Origin of the sequence: Amycolatopsis nalaikhensis (genome assembly GCF_030264295.1) — a bacterium.
GTDB lineage: Bacteria > Actinomycetota > Actinomycetes > Mycobacteriales > Pseudonocardiaceae > Amycolatopsis > Amycolatopsis nalaikhensis.
In genome coordinates this window covers 865,953-886,318 of record NZ_CP127173.1, presented here as the reverse complement: position 1 = coordinate 886,318, position 20,366 = coordinate 865,953, and the positions used below count along the sequence as shown (strand labels likewise).

Here is a 20,366-nt window from a genome sequence, read left to right as displayed (position 1 = left end):
GGGTCACCTCCGGGTGTGAAGCGAGATCACGTCGGGATCGTGGTGCGCCAGATGTCGGATCTGGTCCTCCAACTCCGAGTTGCGCAGGGCGAGGACCTGGATCTGGTTGGCGTAGACCCTGATCGTCTCCTCCAGTTCCCGCACGGTGGCGGCGTGGTCGCTGGCGGTCTGTTTGCGTTCCCGCTTGAGGGCGGTGATCTCCTCGCGCAGCGCGACGAGTTCAGGTTGCTGGGCTTCTCGATTCGCTTGTGCCGCAACAACGGCGTCCTTGAACTCCGGAGGCGAGCGGTAGAACGAGTCGCGGCCCACACCGGCTTCCCGGCACAGGTTGGAGACCGTCAGCTCGCCGTCGGTCACAGTCGGCTGACCGGCGAGCAGCCGGGTCAGCGCCTGCTCCAGGCGGACTTGGGTAGCGACGCGGGTCACGCCTGCGCCTCCTCGCTGTCGAGATCACCGATGAGCTGGTCGAGCTCGGTGATGTAGCCGGTGAGCGCGACCTGCTGGAGTTTCGGGACCGGACCGGCTTTCTCGCAGGACGCCTGGAGATCCAGGGCCTGATTGCGGGCGGCGGCCAGCCGGGGCCGGTGCACTGTGGACCGTCGGGCGTTCGGACAGCGCAGGCACATGTTGTGCTGCGGAACGGGCTGCCCGACGACCTTGGCTCGCTTGACACAGACCGCGGTCGCCGCGTTGAAGAAGCAGTCGTTGAGCACGCCGGGATGCAGCGTCTTGGTGAGATGCCGAAGCATCGTCCGCAGCCGCAGCTCGTCGGACACGACGCCGGGGAGATCACCCAGCTCGCGCCGAATGCGCTGGAACTCGGCGTTGATCCGCTCGGCCGCCCCACCGCCGGACTGGGCGCCGGTGTTCCAATCCCGGTAAAGATCCTCCACGTAGTCGAGCATGGCGACCGCCTCCTCGGCGGCGACCTCGGCGGCGAACCCAGAGGCTGAGGTCCCGGCATAGCCCTCGAACATGGTCACCTTGGCGTGGTGGTACTGCCGGGCACCGGCGACCACACCGAAGGGCTGGTGTGCGATATGCCAGGCCAGACTCCGCCGGAACTGCCGGGTGGTGAACACCCACTGCTGTTCCCCGTCGGCGGGGACGAACGGTTCGGCCACCCCGTCGGACGATTGGGTACCGAACAGCTCGTTGACGTGGTCCCGGAAACCACCGAGGCGCTCGGTGAGCTTGTTCGCCAGCCGTGGCTTGCTGGCGGGCCAGAGCCGGTAACCGAACAGATGCGTGGGGTCGTCGTTGATCTGCAGCAGGACGTCGATCGCCTCGTGAACGGCGTCGAGCACGACCCACTCGGCCTCGTCACCGGTGAGCTTGCGGCCCTTGAAGACCCGGCCGCGCAGCTTGTAGCGGGTCCGGCCGTCAACGGCGGTGGTGGTGACAGCGCAGTCCCGCGCCAGCTCCAGGACTTCCATGTCCCGAAGTCCTGACAAGTAAGCCACCAGCACCCAGCAGGCGGTGCGCAGGTGGTGCAGTTCGTCATGCAGGCTGCGGTGATTCAGCCGCCCTCGCCAGGGTCGCCCGGTGTCCGGCCACGTCGAGATCGGCGTGTCCAGACCACCCTCTTCGTAGCCGATCTCGGCGCCGATCTGCTCCATCAGCCGTGTCGGATGCCCCTGGAAGCTGTTGGTTCCGCTCATCAGGGCGACGAGAGCGGCGTTCGGGGCTTGCACGACGCCGTCGACAACCGGCGCGGTCGGGCGCTGGGCCAGGCAGTACAGCGGCAGTGCGGGAACACCTCGCCCCTCCTGACGGCGGCGGTCCAGGAACGCCTCGATCTTGGTGACAGCCTCGCCATGCCGGCACCGGCCGCCTGCTCGGGCCTGCTCCAGGTCGGCGATTTCCCGCTGGGCGGCCAGGAGGTCCCGGCTGGCGGTCTGGACGTAGAACAGGGCGGCGCGCAGCAGTGGAGCCATGATCGGCTCGGGGATGCGCGGGGTGCTGTTCTCCTCGTCCGGTCGCCGCCCGGCGACCTGGGTGGCCGGGCGGCCCTTCCAGGGCACGACGGTGAGGCGGTCCGCGGTCAGGTACGGGCTGTGCGCCTCCAGGTGCTGGATGACGCCGATCCGGACAGCCAGCGTGTTTGGCACACAGGTCTCACGCCAGACGCGTGCGGTCGCGTCCAGGTGGGATTGGCGGGCCTGCGCCAAGCGCGTCACGCCCTGCTTGCCGAGCTCGGTAAACAGTTGACGCACGATGATGAAGTCCTTGTAGGTGTTGGTGATTTTCATCGGTCGGGCGGTCCGCGATCCGTAGGACAGCGGGACCACGCGGTGGATGCGGGAGTAGATGAACTCCTTGGCCGTGAGCATCGCGATCTCGTCGGGCAGCTCGGTGAAGTCCAGCCGGAGGTAGCCGTTGCTGCGGGGCGCGAACGGTCGGAAATCCCAGATGTCGTCGCTGAACCGGGGGCCGCGGCCAGTTGTCTCGGTGGTCAAGGACTCGGGCAGCACCCAGGGATCGGCCGATGGCTCCGGCGCGGCGGACGGGCGCGGTGCGGGGGCGCGGGTCACGCGACGGCCTCCCAGAACTCGGGCGGCAGCAGCAACCGTGCCCCACCGCTTTCGGCGATCGTCTGGGCGGTGGTGATCTGCTCGTCTCGGAACTTGGCCCGGATGCCGCGCACGATCCGGTCCCACGCCAGGCCGTAGCGCACGTTCCACTCGCTGACGGGGTACTCCTCCCGCTGGCGCTCGATGAAGTCCAGGAAGGTCAGAACCTGCGGCAGGTGCCGGGTGGTGAACACCGCGTTCGGGCACTCCAGGCAGCCCCACAACGACACCGGGCACGGCTTGCCCTTCGCCCCGAAAGGCGAGTCGTAGAAGTCGCGGCAGGAGGCCAGGAACACGTCGCTCTCGCGCGACAGCAGCGCCTGCACCTGCTCGGGTGGCAGGTCCCCTTCTCCGGCATCGAGGCGGGTGCCGTCCTCGTCGAGTACCACCGGCGGCGGCAGCGCGACGTCCAGCGCTTCGCGCAGGCCGTTCTCCACGGCTTGGTCGTGCAGCTCGTCGTGGGCGGGGATGTTTGCGTAGTGGTTTGCGGCGACGTCGGCGGTGTGGCCCTGGGTGAAGTCGGCGAGCACGCCGGTGGCTTTGAGGTATTGCTGGGACTTGTAGGTCTTGCGCAGCCGCCGCAGATCCAGCCGCACCGGCGTTCCGTCAGCGTCGGTCATCTGGTCGATGCCGTGTCGTTTCTGCCAGTTGTCCACGTGACCCCAAGGACCCTGCCCGCCGAGCGGGAAGGAGTCCCGCAGGCCCTTGTCTCCGTAGTCGACCCACAAATCGGTGCTGCCACTAAACTCGCGGGCTCGCGCGGTGAGCCGCAGCGCCAGTCGGATCAGACCGCCGGGATGGTGCAGGGCACCGCCATCGCTGACCCGCATGGACTTAGAGATCCGGCGACCGTGCGCGCGCCGCTTGACATAGTTGACACTCACGAACCCGCGGGCCGGGTTGGTCAAGCAGTCGGCCTGCAACCGCTTGGCGCACTCCGGCTCAAGCCCGGTCATGCAGATCAGCAGGATCAGGAACACGACGTTGTCCTCCCGAGTGAGGATGAGCGCCGCGTTGAGCGGGCGCCCGTTGCCCAGCCTCTTGCCGACCAGGGGCCGCAGGAACTGCATCGTGACAGGCCCGTGACGGGCGATGTGCCACAGCACGTTCTCGATCACATCCCAACCGCCGACGTTCGGGTCCTGGCCCGTCGCGGCTCGGGCTTCGCCATCCTGTATTCGGCGCGCGATCGCGCGGACATCCGCCAGCGCGGCGTTCCTGATCGCCTCGAACACGTTCTGCGGGTAGGCATCCAAGGGTCTCGTCTGACGGGCACGGGTTTCCCGTCCGAGGAACCTCAGCCGGATAGCCAGGTCGGGATCGAACGTCGTGGGGCTGGCGTCGAACGCCACGCGGAGCAGCCGGACCACCACACCGATGCTGATGCGCGGCTGGTCACTGTCCGGTCCGTACTCGGCGATCAGCGCCTGCTCGAACGCGTCGATGTGCTCGGCCTCCAGGTCACTGAACTCGACCTCGGTGGCGTTCTGCGGTTCGGCTCCAGTGATGAACCGCACGAACTTCCGCACCGAGAACAGGTTCACCTTGAACGCCTGGTAACTCGATTCGGGTCCGTCGGCGGCCACCGTGCGCAGCGTCGCGGCAAGCTGGCGGGTCAACCGCGGGCATGGCCACGCGGACATGTCGAACGTGCGGTCGGCGCCATCCAGGTGCAGCCGGAGCACCAGCGGACCGATGTCCGGGACAGGAGCGGGTTGCGCGGGCATCTGCTCCTCGGTCGGGAAAGCCGCCCAGCGGCCACGGCGACCGGAGCCGGCACCCTCGGTGCGGTTCACGCGGCAGCACCATCCTCAAGCCGGACCCTGCTCAGCGCTTCGGCTTGTTCATCCCATTCGCGCAGCGCGGACAGCACGATCTCCTGCGCCTCGTCCAGGACGTCGAGGTAGACGAAGACCGTCTCGCGCTGGCGATGGCCGAGCAGTAGCTGCAACTTGCGCAGCGGGTCGCCGACCAGCAGCCGTTTCACCTGCTGGCTCATCAGGGTCTCGCCGGGCTCCATGCGCAACGCGCGGACGGTCTGGCGCAGCAGCAGCCCGAGCATGTGCACGGCGAATGTGTGACGCAGGGCGTGCGGATGGACCACCAGGTCCAGGCCGAACCGGGCGCACCGTTCGTTGGCTCGCCGAAACACCGCCTGCCACGTCGACCGCGACAGCGGCAAGCCGTCCTCACCGAGCCACAGCCACAACGGACCACCCGGACCGTCGTCGCCGACCCGGCACAGTCGCTGCCGTTCCTCGATCGTCACCCGCGAGTACGGCCGCGAGCGGCCATCCTCGACGAGCGTCAGCGCAGTCTTGCCGGCGGAGCGAACTCCCATCCAGGCGTCCGTACACCCGTAAGCCCCGGCCGCCCGGCGGCGCTCGACCAGTTCGTCGCGTTCGATGTCGACGTAGTGGTGCAGGTCGCGCAGCACGCGGCGCGACACGAAAACCGTCCTCGGCCGGCTGCGCTTGGTGATCGTCGCGGGCAGGTTCAGGTCTCCGGTCAGCCGCCGCTGCGCCAGCGGCGGTACCTCGGTGACCAGGAGGCTCGACGCCTCTCTCAGCCGCATCCCGGTGCAGACCAACAGGTCGGCGAACACCGCGTTGCGCTCGCCGTGCCGACCGCGCCAACTCGGGTCCGGCGAGCCGTCGGGTAGTTGGCCACGCAACCCGACGTCCCGCCACACCAGGTAGTCCTCGTAGGCCAGGAACCGCACCGGCCCGGCGCTGTCCTCGACCTCGCGCTCGGCATTGAACAGCACCCGTACCAGCCCGCGGGGCGTCAACACCGTCTTCTCCACCATGCGGAACGGCTGGGCCTCGATCAGCTCCTCGTGTATCGCCCACTTGACCCACTTGTCTAGCGCCGCGATGAACCTGTTCCAGGTCGACGCGGACACCGTGAAGCCCTTGGTCCGCCGCCGCGCCCGCTTGTAGGCGCGCAGATCGTCCTGGCCGGCGTCCCAGATGGACCGTCCACCACGGTGCTCGTGGAGGAAGCGGCCGAACAACATCAGATCACGCGCGTACGCCTCTCTCGTGTGTTCCGAGCGCACACCCCACCCGTCCAACTCGCGCACGAACCGGTTCAACTCCAGGTCGTACGAGCCGTCGGGGCCGAGTAGGAACGGCAGCCCGTCGCCTACACCGGCACGACGCAGCACCTGGGCTTCGTCACCGCCGAGCCCAGGTGCGCCGAGCGCTCTCACCGGTGACGTCTTGTACATGAGCAAGGTTGAGATCCTCCGGGATCTGAACACGCCAAACACAGCGAAGCTGGCGTTGGCTAGGGACCTCTGCGACAGCAGTGAAGTGTCACCATAACCGTTGACTCTGCTCCCATGCCGTACGACCACGCGTACGGCATCAGCTCGGTGTGGTGGATTGGGTTGGTGTCGACGTGAGTGGAGGCGTCGGGTGCTCTCCTTTCCATGTCATCCTCCGTGCGTTGTTGTTCTGCGGACGGGTATTCGTGTGGCGGAGGGGCGGCAGCACTAAGCCGGCGGCCGGACCCCGTTTGGTCATCAGCGGGGTCCGGCTACTCGTGGCATGGTTTGGCTGGCGCGCTCGGGGCTGGCTGCTTTCATGCTCCGGCGTACTTGCACTGGACGATGTCGCCGTCGTGGCGACCGTCGCAGGTGATCTCGCCGAGCTTGCGGTTCTTGACGGCCAGCTTGCGTCGTGCGATCGCTTCGAGGTCGTCGATGGTCGACCCTTCCAATGCTTCGTGGTGCTGGCGGCTGTCGTCGTCGAGTGGTTTGCCGGGGAACGCGGTGGCCCACATGCGGAAGTACAGGCCCGCGGCGTGTGACCGCAGCGGGGCACGCAGACTGATGTCGTGGCAAAGGCAGCACACCTCGGCGGCGGTGCCCGGCCGCGTGTCCGCGTCGTTGACCAGGCGCTCCAGGAGTTCGCGGCAGTGCGACCGGTAGACGAACTCGGTAGCCATGAGTTTGTGCGTGGCTACGAGAAGGGGAAAGCTGTGGTAGAGGAGGTCGCGTTCGGACGGATGCCGCCTCATGGCCCGGCGAATCTCGTCTTCTGCCCAGTCGAGTTGCTGAAAGACTCCTTTCAGCAAGCTGGTCACCTCACGCAGAATGTCCACTGGAGAGTAGTTCTCGGCTGTTTTGGGCATGGCTGAGCCCCTTTCTTGTTGTGGTGAATTGCGGTGGTGTTTCGGGTGGCGTGGCGCGTCAGCGGAGCTGTCTGGTGGTCGAACTCGGTTACGCGGCGGCGAGGCGTGGCTTCGGGTACGGGCCGGTGGCCATGCCGATGGTGGTGCGGGTGCGTTCGCCGCGGGTGCGGCCGAGGCGGATCGCGTACCGGTGGTTGCCGGGGTGGCGTTGGCGGCGTGCTCCGATTGCGCGCAAGGCGGTGGCGAGCCACTGCGTGAGATCCTCGTCGGGGTGAGGTGGTGCGGCGCCGAGCGTGACGAGGCGGGCCACGACGCCGTTGCGTCCGCGTTCGCCGCCGGTGACTTTCGCTTGTGCGCGGGCGGTCAGCACCGTCGCATCGGGTAGTAAGGTGAGGGTGCGGCGGGTGGACCGGCCGAGGTAGTCGAAGTTCAGCGCCTGGTACACGATGCCGATGTGCCCAGGCTTGATCATCTCGGTCCGCCCTTCGATGATGCGCCAGCGTGGAACGGGGTCGGCAAAGCTCACCAGCCCTCGCACGCCGTGTTCGGCGGCACGGGCGAAAACCCTTGCACAGAACCACGATTCGCCGTTCATGGCGACGCTGTCCAGCAAGACCAATCGGGACAGTTCTAGCGATTCCTCGTTGGGCACCAGGGTGGGGAACGGGTTGGTGAGGACCTGGTTGCTCATCGGGATGCCCAGGGCGACAACGCCCACCAATTGCGGTTCGTACGCGTGCAAGTCGAACAGCCCGAAGCGGTACTTGGTGGCTGGCCAGGCGGCCGAGTAGTGATGACGAACGCAGAACTCTTCGGCCAAGATGCTGTCCAGTGCGGACACGCTGTAACGATCGGGGTTGAACGTGGGGCCGGCTGTTGTGCGCCAGCGGTGGGTGCCGTTGCGCCACCGCTGGGTGAAGCCAGGGGTGGACATGGTTGGTCGTCCCTCCCTTCGAGGGGTGGCAAGGGTTGCGATATCGCCCCCTTTTGCTGGTGTCTGGTGGTTGCTGGGCGAGTTGCTGTCACGTCGCGGCTTGCGGTCCCGCGGACTGGTCCTGGACCCACGGACCGAGCACTGCGGTCGGTGTCTTCGCGCGACGGCGGCGTTCGCGGCGCGCGGCCTGGAGGAGGTCGAGCACGCGCTGGCCCTTGACCTCGGCCTGCTCCCGCAGTGCCGCAGGGCACTGGTCGGGGATCGTGACGAGCTCGGCCCGGAGGTCGACCTCGATGGTGATGCGGCGGACCATGGCGCCCAGGCCCTGCTTGCGGACGAACAGCCGCGTGCGGGCCTGTACGCGGTGGTCGATCGGTGCCAGCAGGACGTACTCGTTGCGCCACGAGTACTCCGCGACGTTCGGCGAGAGCCGGACGCCCGTGGGCTTGGTCGTGCCGACCGGCACGGCGCGGTTCAGGAGCGGGGCGGACGGGTTCTGTTCGGATCGGGTTAGCGCGCGGTGGAACGGGTACCAGCCGGGTCCGTAGACGATGCCGAAGTCATCGAGTATGTAGGACCAGGTGCCCAGTTCCAGTTCGAGGCCGTACATGTCGAACTCGTCGTCCGGTGCGACGGTGGGTGGGCTGTAGTGGCGCATGCGTGCCTCCTTCAGTTCGGTGTGATGGCAAGGGGTGTGAGCGCGGGTCGATCACGCGCCCGTGGCAGCGAACGGCGCTGGTGGACGTGTTCGCGGGGTCGTCAGAGGATGGCGGGCAGCCGCCAGGTGATGGGCCGGATCCGCAGGGGGCGCCTGTCGGCGTAGGACGCGGCGAGGTTGCCGTGGTCGGTGACGACCTGGTAGCCGTCCAGCCACACGGCGAACCACGGCTCGGCGGGCGAGCCTTGGCGGGCCGCTGAGTCCGGTGCCGGCGCCATCGTGGCGTCCAGCCGCCGCGGGGTAGAGCGGTAGTGGTCGAGGCGCCCGGCGACCATCGGGCAGGCCGTGATGGTGTAGGCGGCGCACTGGGGATGCAGCGGGGGTTCGCTGGTGCACCGGCGCGATAGGTCGGACAGCCGCATCAGCAACACCAGCCGGTCGGCATGGGGCCGGCCGCACACGCCGCACCATCGGCGCAGCAACACGTGCTCCATCCGATCGCGGTCGACCGAGCCGAACAGATACCGGCCGTCGGCGGTCCGAGGGGTGATCCACGGGACCACGAGACCGCCGACCGTGGGCAGATGGGCCAGCCAGGCGGGAATCGGGGGGACGGATGTGTCGGTCATGACGTAGCTCCTGTTCGCTGGGGGTTTGCGTTGAGGCGCACGGGAATGGCCGAGTCCCGCAGATCCATGGGCTTGATCAGCGGGACCACCCACGTGCCTGCGCCGAGCAGCGGTCAGGCAGCGCGGAGTTCGAGCCGGACGGTCTGGTTGTGGCAGCGGTAGAGGGCGCGCGGGTCCAACCAGTCCTCGTCCCGGCCGTCGTCCGGGACGAGGCCGACGGCGGTGGGTAGACCGGTGTCCGGGTCGGGCTCGGTGAACACGGTTCCCGACCCGAGCGTGATCTGCTCCCCGACCGCCGGGGTCGTCGGCGCTAGGCCGCGGGTGAGGTCACCACAGTGGACGGACGGCCGGGTTTCCAGCACGACGGCGACGAGTCGGCCGCGGGAACCGACGGGAGCGGACTCGAAGGTGACGTAGTCCTGGCCGTCCGGCCCGGTGCACAGGAAGATGGTTCCGTAGCGGTCGGTTTGCCGTTCGAACCGCGGCCACCAGAGCTGGCCCTGGCCGAGCTTCGACCACGGCGGCGTGCTCGGCGCCTTCCAGGCTGACCGCGCTGCTGGCCGCTGCCGCGGTGATGATGTCCGACATGGACATGTCGTTGCGGAAACGGTGGCCGATCTCGGCTTCCACCGCGGCGTATTCGGCGGCCAGATCCGGGCGAAGCTGCGCGGCACGAATCAGATCGGCGCGGCTGGCGAGCACGCACAGCGAGCACGACAGTCGGGTCATGCCCTGGTCGTACGCCGGGTGGTATGGAACACCCGACTGGCGAATGCGTTGCCACACCTGGTCTTCCGTCCAGTCGTGAATCGGCAGCCAGGTGTCTACGGTGCGGCGTCCGCTGCTGGCGGCCTCGTCGCGGCTCAGCGGCGATTGCTGGCAACGAGCAATGCTCGTTTGCGGCGAATGTTCGTCTCCGAGTTGATACTGTGAGTGACAGTCCGGCTGGCGGCGTAGTGGCCGCATCGTGTGCGGCAAAGAGTCTTGGGTAGGCCAAGCGACAATGAGGTGTGACCTGAACGGCGACGTGTTGCTGGTTGTGATCCGGCGCTACAGGTTCATGATGGTGATTGTTCAGCGATGCTGACTTCGGTGACCGGCATGCCGACGGGATGTCTGACGCTGTGGTCGCCCGGTTCGCGGTAGACGGCACATGGCGGGTCCCAGACCTGCTGGTCTGCGGAAGCACCTGGCGACGGTTCAACGGCGAGATCGGCGCGATGAACGCCTCTGGCGGAGAACCTTGTTGAGCTACGCGCCCTGTTGTTTCAGCCGTTTTCTGCCTGGCCCGAGGGTGCCTGGGATCCGTGGCTGGTGAGGAAGTCGTCGACGAGTTGTGTGCAGAACTGTTGGTCGTTGGGGGTGCCGGTGACGAGGCGGTTGAAGATGAGGGGGCCGATGAGTTGGGCGAGGGCGGTGGTGGTGTCGGTGCCGGGGTGGAGTGTGTTGTGGGCGGTGTCGCTGGTGAGGACGGCGTCGAAGGGTTGGCGGTATTGCTCGATGATGCGGCGGCGCAGGGTGTGCAGGCGTGGCCGGTCGGTTTGGGTGGAGGGTGGGGGTGTTGGTGCGATGCTCATGCCGAGCCAGGACAGCACGGTCAGCTGCAGGGGGGCGTGGTCGATGAGGTGGGCTTGGTTGGTCAGCAGTGTGAGTAGCTGTTGTCGTAGGGGGCCGTGGGCGGGTGCGGGGGCGACGGGGGGCAGCAGGCGTTCGAAGGCGGCGGCGAGCAGTTCGGTGCCGGTGCCGAAGTGGCGGTAGAGGGTGGCGCGGGCGATGCCTGCGGTGCGGGTGACCGCGTCGATGGTGACCGCGTCGATGCCGCCTTCGGCCAGTAGGTGGGTGGCGGCGTCGAGCAGTCGTGCGCGGGAGCGTGCCAGCCGCGGGTCTTCGTCCGGGGTGCTGGGTGTGGGGGCGGCGGCGGTGGACATCGATCTCCTGCGTATCCGGAGGGCGGCGCGGGCTTGAGCAAGCCTATCGACAGCCAGACTTGTGAAACCGTCAGTCTAGGTCCGATACTGTCGGTTCACAAATGTCTGAGGCTTGCGGGTGATGCGTGTGGCGGAGCCGACCGGGGGATCCGGCGGGGCGCGCGGTGGCTGGACGCTGACGGTGTCGTGTCTGGCCGTGGCGTTGGTGATGGCCGGGGTGGCGTCGCTGACCACGGCGTTGCCGGACTTGGCGGCGGATATCGGGGCGAGTCAGACGCAGGCGACGTGGATTGTGGATGCCTACACCTTGGTGTTGGCGGGCGTTCTGTTGCCGGCTGGCGCGGTGGGAGATCGTCTCGGGCGGCGCGGTGTGCTGCTGGCTGGGCTGGTCGTGTTCGCGGTGGGTTCGGCGCTGCCGGTGGTGGTGGATACGCCGACAGGGGTGATTGTGTGCCGGGCGGTCGCGGGGTTGGGAGCGGCGCTGGTGATGCCGGCGACGTTGTCCCTTCTGACCGCGGAGTTCCCTGCCCGGCAAGCTGCGCGTGCGGTGGGGGTGTGGGCGGGTTTTGCCGGGGTGGGTGCGGTGCTGGGCATTCTCGGTGCCGGCGCGTTGTTGGCGGTCTGGTCGTGGCAGGCGGTGTTCGTGGCCACCGCGGTGTTGGCGCTGCTGCTGGTGGTGGGTGGCTGGTTCGTGCCGTCGTCGCGTGAGCCCGCGGCGCCCAGGCTGGATGTGCCGGGCGCCGTGCTGTCGGCGGCGGCGGTGGGGTTGGTGGTGTTCGGCGTGATCGAGGCTCCCGATCACGGCTGGGACAGTGCGCTGGTGGTCGCTTCGCTCGGTGGCGGGGTGCTGGCGGGGGCCGGGTTCGTGCTGGTCGAACGACGACGGGCGGCACCGTTGCTGCAGGTCGGGTTGTTCGGCGAGCGCGGGTTCGGTGCTGGCGCGGTGTCGCTGGTGGTGCAGTTCCTGGCCGCGTTCGGGGTGTTCTTCCTGCTGATGCAGCATCTACAGCTGGTGTGGGGCTACTCGCCGCTGCGGGCGGGGCTGGCGTTGGCGCCGGTGGCCGTTCCGCTGGTCGTGGCCGCGGTGCTCGCGCCCTGGGTGAGCGAGCGGGTGGGGCTGCGGGTGATGACCGGCGCCGGCCTGGCGCTGGTGGCTGGCGCGCTGGTCGGGATCGGCGGGCTGGGGGTGGACGAGGACTATCCGCGACTGGTGGTGTTCCTCGGCGTGTTCGGGCTCGGTCTGGGCATCTGCGCGGCACCGGCCACCGCCGCCATCGTGAGCGGGGTTCCCCGCGCCAAACAGGGCGTGGCCTCCGCGGTCAACGATGTCACCCGGGAACTCGGCGCCGCGGTGGGGATCGCGCTGGCCGGCAGCCTGCTCGCTGGCAGCTACCGCACCCATCTCGCCCCAGCGATCACCCACCTGCCCGTCGCAACTCGCGCGAACGTCAGTGATTCGCTGGCCGCTGCGCTGCGACTGGCCGGCGACACGCCCGCCGGGCCTGATCTTGCCGCTGCGGCGCGGCGCGCCTTCGTCGACGGGTTCCACGACACCCTCAGCGCCCTCGCCGTGATCACCGCGATCACGGCCGTCGCCCTCACGGTGTGGGCACCCGGACGCCACCGCGGGCACCGACCGTCGCACCCAGCGGAAACCCACGGACGCGCTACCGACCCTGGATTTGTCGCCGAACAGAACAGGAGTACCACGTGACCGGACGACGCGTCATCAGCGACTACCCGCACCAGCTGGCCGGGCACTGCGGGTCAGGAGCGCTGCGCGACCTGATGCAGTGGGCCCGGCTGTCCTACGACGACACACCACTGGAGGAAGGCACCGTGTTCGGGCTCGGCGGCGAACTCGGATTCACCTACCTGCGCCACCCCGCCATGAGCCCGCCGATCTACCTCGTGGGCCGCGGCCCCGACCTCACCGGCGCGTTCACCCGCCGTCTCGGGATCACCGCCACCCAGCACACCACCGACGACCCCGACGAAGGCTGGGCCTGGGTCCGCGACGAACTCGACCACGGGTATCCGGTGCTGTGCTGGGCCGACATCGCCCATCTCCCGTACCTGCGGGTGCGGCTGAGCATGAGCCGCCACGACATCGTGATCACCGGCTACGACGACCACACCCGCACCGCCACCGTCGTCGACAACGACCGCGCCGACCCCCAACCCGTCCCCTACAAGGCGCTCGCCCGCGCCCGCAACTCCACCGGATTCCCCGCACCCACCTGGCACACCACCTACCGCCTGCGCTACCCCACCCACCTTCCACCCCTGGCCGACACCGCCGCCGACGCCTGCCACGCCGCCGCCCGAGCTTCTGCGCCACCCCCAGCCACTGCTGCCTGCCGGTCAACTCGACGGGGTGACCGACCTCGTGCACGGCGCCGGCCTGGACGGCCTCAGCGTCTTCGTCGACGACCTGCGGCGCTGGCACGACGTGTTCACCCCCACACAACTGGACACCGTGCTCACCGCGCTGGCCGCGTTCATCGACAAGGCCGGCACCGGCGGCAGCCTGTTCCGCCGACTGCAAGCCGACTACCTGCACTACCTCAACCAGCGCACCGGCCTGCCCATCGCAGGACAAGCCGCCGACCTCTACGCCCAGCTCACCCAGCACTGGCACGACCTCGCCCGCATCGCCACCACCGACACCTGCACTACCACCCGCGTCACCGCGCTCGCCGACACCGCGGAACATCTCCCCGAACTCGAACAGCAAGGCGCCGATCTACTCGACCTCCTCGCCCGCGAACTCAACTCTTGACGACCCGGAGACGCCGTGACCACCCCCACACCCCTCACCTACCGCCGCGCGGGACTCACCCTGGCCGGTGACCACTGGACCGCACCACCAGCCACCCCACCGCGCGGCACCACCGTCCTGCTCCACGGCGTCGGGCAAACCCGCCACTCCTGGCACCACACCGCCGCCCGGCTCGCCGAGCACGGCTGGACCGCACTCACCCTCGACGCCCGCGGACACGGTGACAGCGACTGGGCACACCCCCACGACTACACCGTCGATCACCTCGTGGACGACCTCGTCCACATCACCGGCACCCTCGACGACCCCCCTGTGCTCATCGGCGCCTCCATGGGCGGTATCACCGCACTGCTCGCGCACGCCGACCACACCATCGCCCGCGCCCTCGTACTCGTCGACATCGCGCCCCAGATCAATCCCGCAGGCGCCGCACGCATCCTCGATTTCATGACCCGCCACCGCGACGGCTTCGCCACCCTGGACGAGGCAGCCGCCGCGATCGCCGCCTACAACCCCCACCGAAACCGCCCCGCCACCCCCCACGGACTCCGCAAGAACCTCCGCCAACACCGTGACGGCCGCTGGCGCTGGCACTGGGACCCGCAACTGCTCCAGTTCATCAGCGACACCGCTGGCCTCACCGACCTCACCACCCGCATGGACACCGCCGCCCAACAGATCACCATCCCCACCCTGCTCATACGCGGCGAACTATCCGACATCGTCAACCACGACTCCGTCGACCACCTTCTCCACCACATCCCCACCGCCCACACCGCCACCGTCACCAACACCGCACACATGGTCGCCGGCGACGACAACGACATCTTCACCAACCACCTGATCGACTTCCTCAACCACCTCCTGCCTCTTCCACGTGCCGAGTTGAGAAAGCGGAGCGGGCCAGGGACGTGACGCCGAGACAGCGCCCGGCACCGTTCCTGCGGCCTTGATCCCCTGGCCTTCCGCCGCTACCGGAGGGGACTGAGCCTGTCCGCGGGCTCGGGAGTGTCCAGCGCGACAGACCCGCGGCCCCGTGAGGGAATGCAGGCCGGTCCGACAGGGGCTTGTTCGGGCGGGTGCGGTTCACTGTCGTTACGGACGGTTGTCGCCGGGTGCGGTGATCACCGTGGCTGCCGCCGGCCGGTCACGACTCTGGGTGCGGAGCGCCTCGTACAGGCGGTCGCCTTCGATGTCGAGGTTGGGCAGGGCGCGGGCGAGCCACCGCGGAAGCCACCAGGCGCGATCGCCGAAGAGGGCCATGATGGCGGGGACGAGCGTCATCCGGACGACGAACGCGTCGACCAGAATACCGACGGTGAGGGCGAAACCGATCTGGGCGATCATCGGTTCAGGGCTGAACACGAACCCCGCGAACACGGCGGACATGATCACCGCAGCAGCCACGACCACACGGCTGGCCTGCTCGAAACCGTGCACGACCGCGTCGCGGCCATGGTCGTTGTGGAGGGTGGCCTCGCGGATGGAGGAGACGAGGAACATCTCGTAGTCCATGGCTAGCCCGTACAGCACGCCCGCGACGATGATCGGCAGCATGCTCAGCACGGGAGAGGTCGCGTCCATCCCCAGGGCTTGCTGGACCCAGCCCCACTGGAACACCGCGGTCGTGGCACCGAGCGCGGCGCCGATGCTGAGCAGGAAACCGAGGGTGGCCTTGACCGGCACGAGGATCGAGCGGAACACCAGCAGCAGCACGATCAGTGAGAGCGCGAGCACGACCGCCACGTACGTGGGCAGAACGTCGGCGAGCCGGTCGGAGACGTCGATGCCCAGCGCGGAGAACCCGGTAACCCCGACGGTGAGGCCGTCGGCGGCGGCCAGTCGCGGGGCCTGCTCCCGCAGCGTCCGGACGAGGGTGGCGGTGGCCTCGTCGGTTGGGCCGGTGGCGGGGACGACGGACAGGAGCGCGGTCGTGCCGGTGTCGTTGAGCGCGCCGAGGTTCACCGCGGCCACTCCGGGCGTCGCCGATAGGTCCCGGTAGAGGCCAGCGAGCCGTTCGGGTGGGAGGGCGGTTCGGTCGGTGCTGGTGGCCGCCAGGATCAGCGGACCGTTGTAGCCGTCGCCGAACGCGTGGGCCACGGTGTCGTAGCTGTCGCGTTGCGGCGTGCCGGTGTCGTAGCTGGAACCCGCGGGCAGGCCGAGGTTCATGGCCAGGGCCGGCACGGCCAGCACGGTGGCGACCGCGATGGCCGCGACAGCACCCACGAGCGGCCTGCGGGTCAGGGCGGTGGCCCAGGCGTGGGCCACCGGGTGACGACGGGCACGCCGCCCGGCGGTGCGCCGGGCAGCCGGCGAGCAGATCCGCTCCCCGACAAGACCGATCAGCGCGGGCAGGGCGGTCAGCGAGGCAAGCACGGCGATCGCGACGGTGGCCGCCGCGACCAGCGCCATCGTGGTGAGAATCTGGATGTTCACCACGAGCAGACCCACCAGTGCGATGATGACCGTGCTACCGGCGAAGAACACCGCGTTGCCCGCGGTGCCCAGGGCCCGCCCAGCCGCTTCGTGCGCGGTCAGGCCCTGGTCCAGGATCAGCCGCCGCTGCCGGTTGACGATGAACAACGCGTAGTCGATCCCGACTGCGAGACCGAGCATCAGCGCCAGCACCACCGTCACCGAGTGCATCGAGAACACCGCGGACAGGGCGAACGCGCCACCGACGCCGACCCCCACCCCCAGCAACGCGGTCGCCAGCGGAAGCCCGGCTGCGACCACGGAGCCTAGGGTCAGCAGCAACACCACGGCCGCGACCACCACGCCCACGATCTCACCGACCCCCAGTACGTCCGGCACCTGCAGCATGACCGACGAGGGCAACACGTCGATGCGCGCACCGTCGACCGCGTCCTCGGCGACGCCCACGACCCGGTCGACGGTACCCGCCGGCAGTTCGAACGTCTGCCGGTCGAACTGGAACTGGAACAGCGCCACGGTGCGGTCGGCCGACACGACCACCCCGGGAACGGGCCGACCGTCCATCACCAGCGGTACCGGCGCGCCCGGCGGCGGCGCAGTCGCGGACCGCACCCGTTCAATCGCGCCGGCGGCGCGCATCAGGGGGCTGTCCACACCTTTCGCGACCTCCTCGGCCAGCATCCGCCTGGTGTCCACGACATGATCGGCGCCATAGATCCCGTCGACCGCGGCCAGCACCGCCGCCCGGTTGGCCCCCTCGTCGACGTGCTGGCCGTCCTCGGCGGCGAACGCGATCATGCCCTGCCCGCCCGAGGCCGCCGGCAGCGACCTCGCCAGTTGGTCGATGGTCTCCTGAGCCGGGGTCCCGTCGATCCGGATCTCGTTGGTCAGCCGTACGGGCTGCACCATCAGCGCGACCGCGATTACCGCCAGCAGTAGCAACCACGCGCCCAGCACCCGCCAGGGCCTGGCGTAGGCGAACCGTCCCACCCGATACAGCAGCGTCGACACTTACACTCCCTTGCGACAAGTGATAGCAAGCTCTCGAACCGAGAGTAAACTATCACCCACAAGGGTGCCGTGGTGCGCTCGGGAACCGAGAGGACGGTACGGGCGATGGCTTCACAGCCGATGTCGTCACGCGCGGACGCGCTGTCCAACATCGCACGAATCCTGGACGCCGCGCGCCGGGCGTTCGCCACCGGCGACGGCACAAGACCCCTCGCCCACATCGCACGCGAGGCCGGTGTGGGCATCGCGACCCTGTACCGGCACTTCCCCAACCGCGAATCCCTCGCCTGCGCCGTCTACGACCAGATCTTCGCCACCGAGATCGAACCCGCACTCGCCACATTCGCCGACACCGGAGTATCCCGGCCCGCCCTGCTCGACGTCGCCGAACGAATCAGCGACGTCATCCTGCGAGAACCTGGCCTGGTCGCGTCAATCGGACAGCTCACCGAGGTCACCGGTGAACTGCTCCGCCGCAGCATGGAGACCCTCACCCCCATCCTGCGGGCCGCCCAACAAGCAGGCAACATCCGCCCCGACATCACCCCCGAAGACATCCCCGTGCTGCTCGCCCTCGCCACCACCGCCTTCGCCACCACCAACCTCGACCGCCGAACCCGCCGCCGCTACCTGAGCCTGCTCCTCGACGCGCTCAACCCCACCCGATCCACCCCGATGCCCCCACGCTGAACGTCTCGATCGACGGTAAAGGAGTCGCGCCGTGCCCAATCCGCAGGTCAGTCTCGCGCTCGCCGGTGGCGCAGCCCTCGGGCGCGGTTACTCGGGCCCGGTGGTGCGTTGTCCTTGGCGGAGGCGGCTGGCGACGTAGCTGGCGCGGTCGCCGCCGTTCTCCCGGTGCCAGGTGCTGGCGGTGGTGTCGGCGACGCCGAGCAGGTCGGCGAGCATCTTCCAGTGGACTGAGCCAACCAGTGACAGCCAGGCGCCGTTGCGGGCGGTGCGGGCGCTGGGGACGCCCACCTTGCGCAGCCGGGTCTGCAGGGTGGCCGAGACCATCGGCTGGTCGGGGCGCAGCCCTGGGAACAGGTAGGGAGTCGGGTGGTGCCGCAGCGCGCCCGCGAGTGGGCGACGGTTGGTGACGAGCTGCTGCAGGAGCGCGGACAGCCGGGGTCGCAGCCACAAGGGGTCGCGGCCCAGTTGCAGGCCGAGGACGCCGGGTTCGTCGGGGTGGGCGAGGACATCGTCGGCGGTGAGGTTGACCAGGCGCCAGCAGCTTTGCCCATATTGCAGAACCAGGCAGCCGGCGACCCGATCGGCCAGCGGCAGCGTGTCGTCGGTCTCCAGCTTGACCGCGAGCAGGACCCGGTCGGTGTCGCTCATGATCTCCCGGTTGCCGGTGTGGGCCGAGGTGCCGATCGCGACGTGGGCTGGGGCCAAGCCGCTGGTTGCGGCCCACAGCAGGAACGGGCGCGCGTAACGCTGGCGGGGCTGGTTGCGGATCAGCCACCGGTCCACCACGGGTTGGGTGAGGGCGGCCAGGCTGATGCCGCGGGGGCGGAGGTCGCTCAGCAGCAGGCGGGCGGCATCCAGCTTCCGCCGGAGGTGTTCGCGCTGGTAGCGCGTGAAGCCCGAATCCTGTGCGACGCGCTGGTGAGCGAGGGGCATCAGGTGCCACCGGACGTAGCGAGCCAGGATGGTCTTGTCCTGCTGGACGGTTACTCGGGCCAGCAGGGTCTGGACGTCGCGGGTGAGCTGGGCGAGTTCTTCCTCGCGGGGTTCGAGGATCTCGGCGAGCACCAACAGCCCGCGCAGGTGCTGGACCGCGGTGGTCTGCCGGAGTTCGTCGAGTGCCTCGTGCGAGCAGGCCAGTTCACCGGTGACCATCCGGCGGATGAGTTGGCCACCGGGCCGACGCAGATACAGGCACAGCGAGTACGGGTTGTCGTAGTTCTCCAGCAGGTCGGCCAGCGGCGCCAACCAGGCGGCTGGTTGCCCATCGGGTTGGGTGAACAGCTCGACCAGGTCCCGGCGCGCGGTGCAGGACGGACAGTGGCCGCGCAGCAGACGGCCCATTGCCCCACAGGTCGGGCAGCGGTAGGAGAAGGTGACGCCTGCGCAGTCGGGACACAACGGTCCGGCGGGCTCGCGGCGGAACACTCCGGCCAGCTGACCGCAGCGGTGGCAGTGCTCGTGCGTGTGCCGTACCGCGTCCACACAGGACAGGCAGACCGGGCCTTCCGGCCAATGCCGTTCGGCGCGGGCGATGGTTCCGCACCGAGCGCACGGCACCTGGGCGGCCAGGTAACACGACACGCACCTGGCCACACCGTCCACACTGGGCGCAGGCATCGACGGTCGTTGCCCGCAGTCGGTGCACGGCGGGCCGGGTCGCACCGTCTCCCAGCACGCTTTGCACCATGGTCCGTTGTGGTCACGCGCGCAGACCACCTTGTGGGCGCCGCAGCCGGAGCACGGTTCGGCCCGCGTCTGGCGGCGGCAGCCGTCGCACCACGGATGGCTGTCGGCGTCGCGGTAGGCCACCAACCGGGTCCGGCTACAGTTGCGGCACGGCTGATGCGGAATGGCTCGCTGGGCGCAGGCGCGGCAGACTCCGGTGCTTACGATCCCGACCTTGCGGGTCTTCCCGCAGCGCGGGCACAGCACTTCCGGCGCACGCCGGTTGTCGCACTTCTCGCACAGCGAGCCCTCGTCGGTGAGCCGAGCCGATGGCTTGTCCTCACCGCAGTCGATGCACCGGCGCAGGGGCCGTTGATGCTCTCGCTGCCAGCACCGCCGACACACCGGCCGTTCCTCGTCGTCGCGGACGGTGACCGGTGCCGTCTGGCCGCACCGCGAGCACGGTTCAGCCAGATGCGTCCGGCGGCACCGCTCGCACCACGCTCCCTGGTCGGTGTGGGCGGCGGCCAGGACGACCTTGCCGCACATCCAGCACGGCTCGCGAGGAAGGGTCTTGCGGTGACAGGTGTAGCAGACCCGGCCCTGCGGGCTGTTCTTCGTGGCCTTCATCGTCCGCCCGCACACCGAGCAGGGCAGCGGGACGCGCCGCTCACGCTGCCAGCACCGCGAACACACCGGCTGCCCGTCGCGCCGCGCGGCCACCCGCCCCGACCGGCCGCACAGCGAACACGGTTCGGCGCGGCGCTTTCCGTTGCAGTTCTGGCACCACACCCCCTCAGCTGTGCGTCCAATCGGAACTGTCAGGCGACCACACCCGACACAGGTCTCTTTGCCCCGGCGGGCGCGGTAGCAGGTATGGCACAGCCCGCTGGTGACCAGAGACCGGTCACGTCCACAGC

General features: G+C 69.0%; 17 protein-coding genes and 1 pseudogene. 5 read left to right on the top strand and 13 right to left on the bottom strand.

Annotated features, from left to right (window positions below; all coding sequences use genetic code 11):
* Positions 1–3: 3 nt before the first annotated feature.
* The 11 genes from QP939_RS04345 to QP939_RS04295 form a co-directional block, all read right to left on the bottom strand.
* Positions 4–426 carry a hypothetical protein gene (locus QP939_RS04345; RefSeq protein WP_014805450.1) on the bottom strand — a complete coding sequence of 141 codons (423 nt, stop codon included), beginning with the start codon at positions 424–426 and terminating at the stop codon, positions 4–6.
* Complete coding sequence (locus tag QP939_RS04340) at positions 423–2,534, bottom strand: hypothetical protein (RefSeq protein ID WP_183127415.1); 2,112 nt, start codon at positions 2,532–2,534, stop codon at positions 423–425. Before QP939_RS04340 ends, QP939_RS04345 begins: the two co-directional genes overlap by 4 nt.
* Positions 2,531–4,369, bottom strand: coding sequence for a hypothetical protein (locus QP939_RS04335; RefSeq protein ID WP_041783812.1), 1,839 nt, complete (start codon positions 4,367–4,369; stop codon positions 2,531–2,533). Before QP939_RS04335 ends, QP939_RS04340 begins: the two co-directional genes overlap by 4 nt.
* Positions 4,366–5,805, bottom strand: coding sequence for a tyrosine-type recombinase/integrase (locus QP939_RS04330; protein WP_014805453.1), 1,440 nt, complete (start codon positions 5,803–5,805; stop codon positions 4,366–4,368). The genes QP939_RS04335 and QP939_RS04330 overlap by 4 nt, the downstream gene beginning before the upstream one ends.
* 356 nt (positions 5,806–6,161) lie before the next feature.
* Positions 6,162–6,665 (bottom strand): hypothetical protein, encoded by a 504-nt coding sequence (locus QP939_RS04325; RefSeq protein WP_285455236.1) that lies wholly within the window; start codon positions 6,663–6,665, stop codon positions 6,162–6,164.
* Positions 6,666–6,801: 136 nt separating this feature from the next.
* Positions 6,802–7,647, bottom strand: coding sequence for a Mom family adenine methylcarbamoylation protein (locus QP939_RS04320; RefSeq protein WP_285455235.1), 846 nt, complete (start codon positions 7,645–7,647; stop codon positions 6,802–6,804).
* A gap of 88 nt (positions 7,648–7,735) precedes the next feature.
* Positions 7,736–8,305, bottom strand: a complete 570-nt coding sequence (locus QP939_RS04315) for a hypothetical protein (RefSeq protein ID WP_137096865.1) — start codon at positions 8,303–8,305, stop codon at positions 7,736–7,738.
* 101 nt (positions 8,306–8,406) lie between these two features.
* On the bottom strand, positions 8,407–8,934 hold the full coding sequence (locus QP939_RS04310) for a hypothetical protein (RefSeq protein WP_285455234.1): 528 nt from the start codon (positions 8,932–8,934) through the stop codon (positions 8,407–8,409).
* A gap of 113 nt (positions 8,935–9,047) precedes the next feature.
* Positions 9,048–9,296: a hypothetical protein gene (locus tag QP939_RS04305; RefSeq protein WP_285455233.1), complete on the bottom strand. Its 249-nt coding sequence runs from the start codon at positions 9,294–9,296 to the stop codon at positions 9,048–9,050.
* Positions 9,262–9,900 (bottom strand): phosphoadenosine phosphosulfate reductase domain-containing protein, encoded by a 639-nt coding sequence (locus tag QP939_RS04300; protein WP_285459641.1) that lies wholly within the window; start codon positions 9,898–9,900, stop codon positions 9,262–9,264. The genes QP939_RS04305 and QP939_RS04300 overlap by 35 nt, the downstream gene beginning before the upstream one ends.
* A gap of 302 nt (positions 9,901–10,202) precedes the next feature.
* Complete coding sequence (locus QP939_RS04295) at positions 10,203–10,862, bottom strand: TetR/AcrR family transcriptional regulator (RefSeq protein ID WP_285455232.1); 660 nt, start codon at positions 10,860–10,862, stop codon at positions 10,203–10,205.
* 121 nt (positions 10,863–10,983) lie between these two features.
* On the opposite strand from QP939_RS04295, the gene QP939_RS04290 reads away from it, so the two are divergent.
* From QP939_RS04290 to QP939_RS04280, 4 genes and pseudogenes are all read left to right on the top strand, one after another.
* Complete coding sequence (locus QP939_RS04290; RefSeq protein WP_285455231.1) at positions 10,984–12,576, top strand: MFS transporter; 1,593 nt, start codon at positions 10,984–10,986, stop codon at positions 12,574–12,576.
* Positions 12,468–13,199, top strand: a pseudogene (locus tag QP939_RS51770) (BtrH N-terminal domain-containing protein); the annotation flags it as partial. The gene QP939_RS04290 and the pseudogene QP939_RS51770, both read left to right, overlap by 109 nt.
* Before the next feature lie 40 nt (positions 13,200–13,239).
* Positions 13,240–13,644 carry a DUF4872 domain-containing protein gene (locus tag QP939_RS04285; protein WP_285455230.1) on the top strand — a complete coding sequence of 135 codons (405 nt, stop codon included), beginning with the start codon at positions 13,240–13,242 and terminating at the stop codon, positions 13,642–13,644.
* Positions 13,645–13,659: 15 nt separating this feature from the next.
* Positions 13,660–14,559: an alpha/beta fold hydrolase gene (locus QP939_RS04280; RefSeq protein WP_285455229.1), complete on the top strand. Its 900-nt coding sequence runs from the start codon at positions 13,660–13,662 to the stop codon at positions 14,557–14,559.
* Between the two features lie 180 nt (positions 14,560–14,739).
* Here the strand turns inward: QP939_RS04280 and QP939_RS04275 are convergent, their stop codons facing one another.
* Positions 14,740–17,091 carry an MMPL family transporter gene (locus tag QP939_RS04275; RefSeq protein ID WP_285455228.1) on the bottom strand — a complete coding sequence of 784 codons (2,352 nt, stop codon included), beginning with the start codon at positions 17,089–17,091 and terminating at the stop codon, positions 14,740–14,742.
* Between the two features lie 105 nt (positions 17,092–17,196).
* Here QP939_RS04275 and QP939_RS04270 point away from each other — a divergent pair, with 105 nt between their 5' ends.
* Positions 17,197–17,781, top strand: a complete 585-nt coding sequence (locus QP939_RS04270) for a TetR/AcrR family transcriptional regulator (protein ID WP_285455227.1) — start codon at positions 17,197–17,199, stop codon at positions 17,779–17,781.
* Between the two features lie 87 nt (positions 17,782–17,868).
* Here QP939_RS04270 and QP939_RS04265 read toward each other — a convergent pair whose 3' ends face one another.
* On the bottom strand, positions 17,869–19,263 hold the full coding sequence (locus tag QP939_RS04265) for a hypothetical protein (protein ID WP_285455226.1): 1,395 nt from the start codon (positions 19,261–19,263) through the stop codon (positions 17,869–17,871).
* Positions 19,264–20,366 lie beyond the last annotated feature (1,103 nt).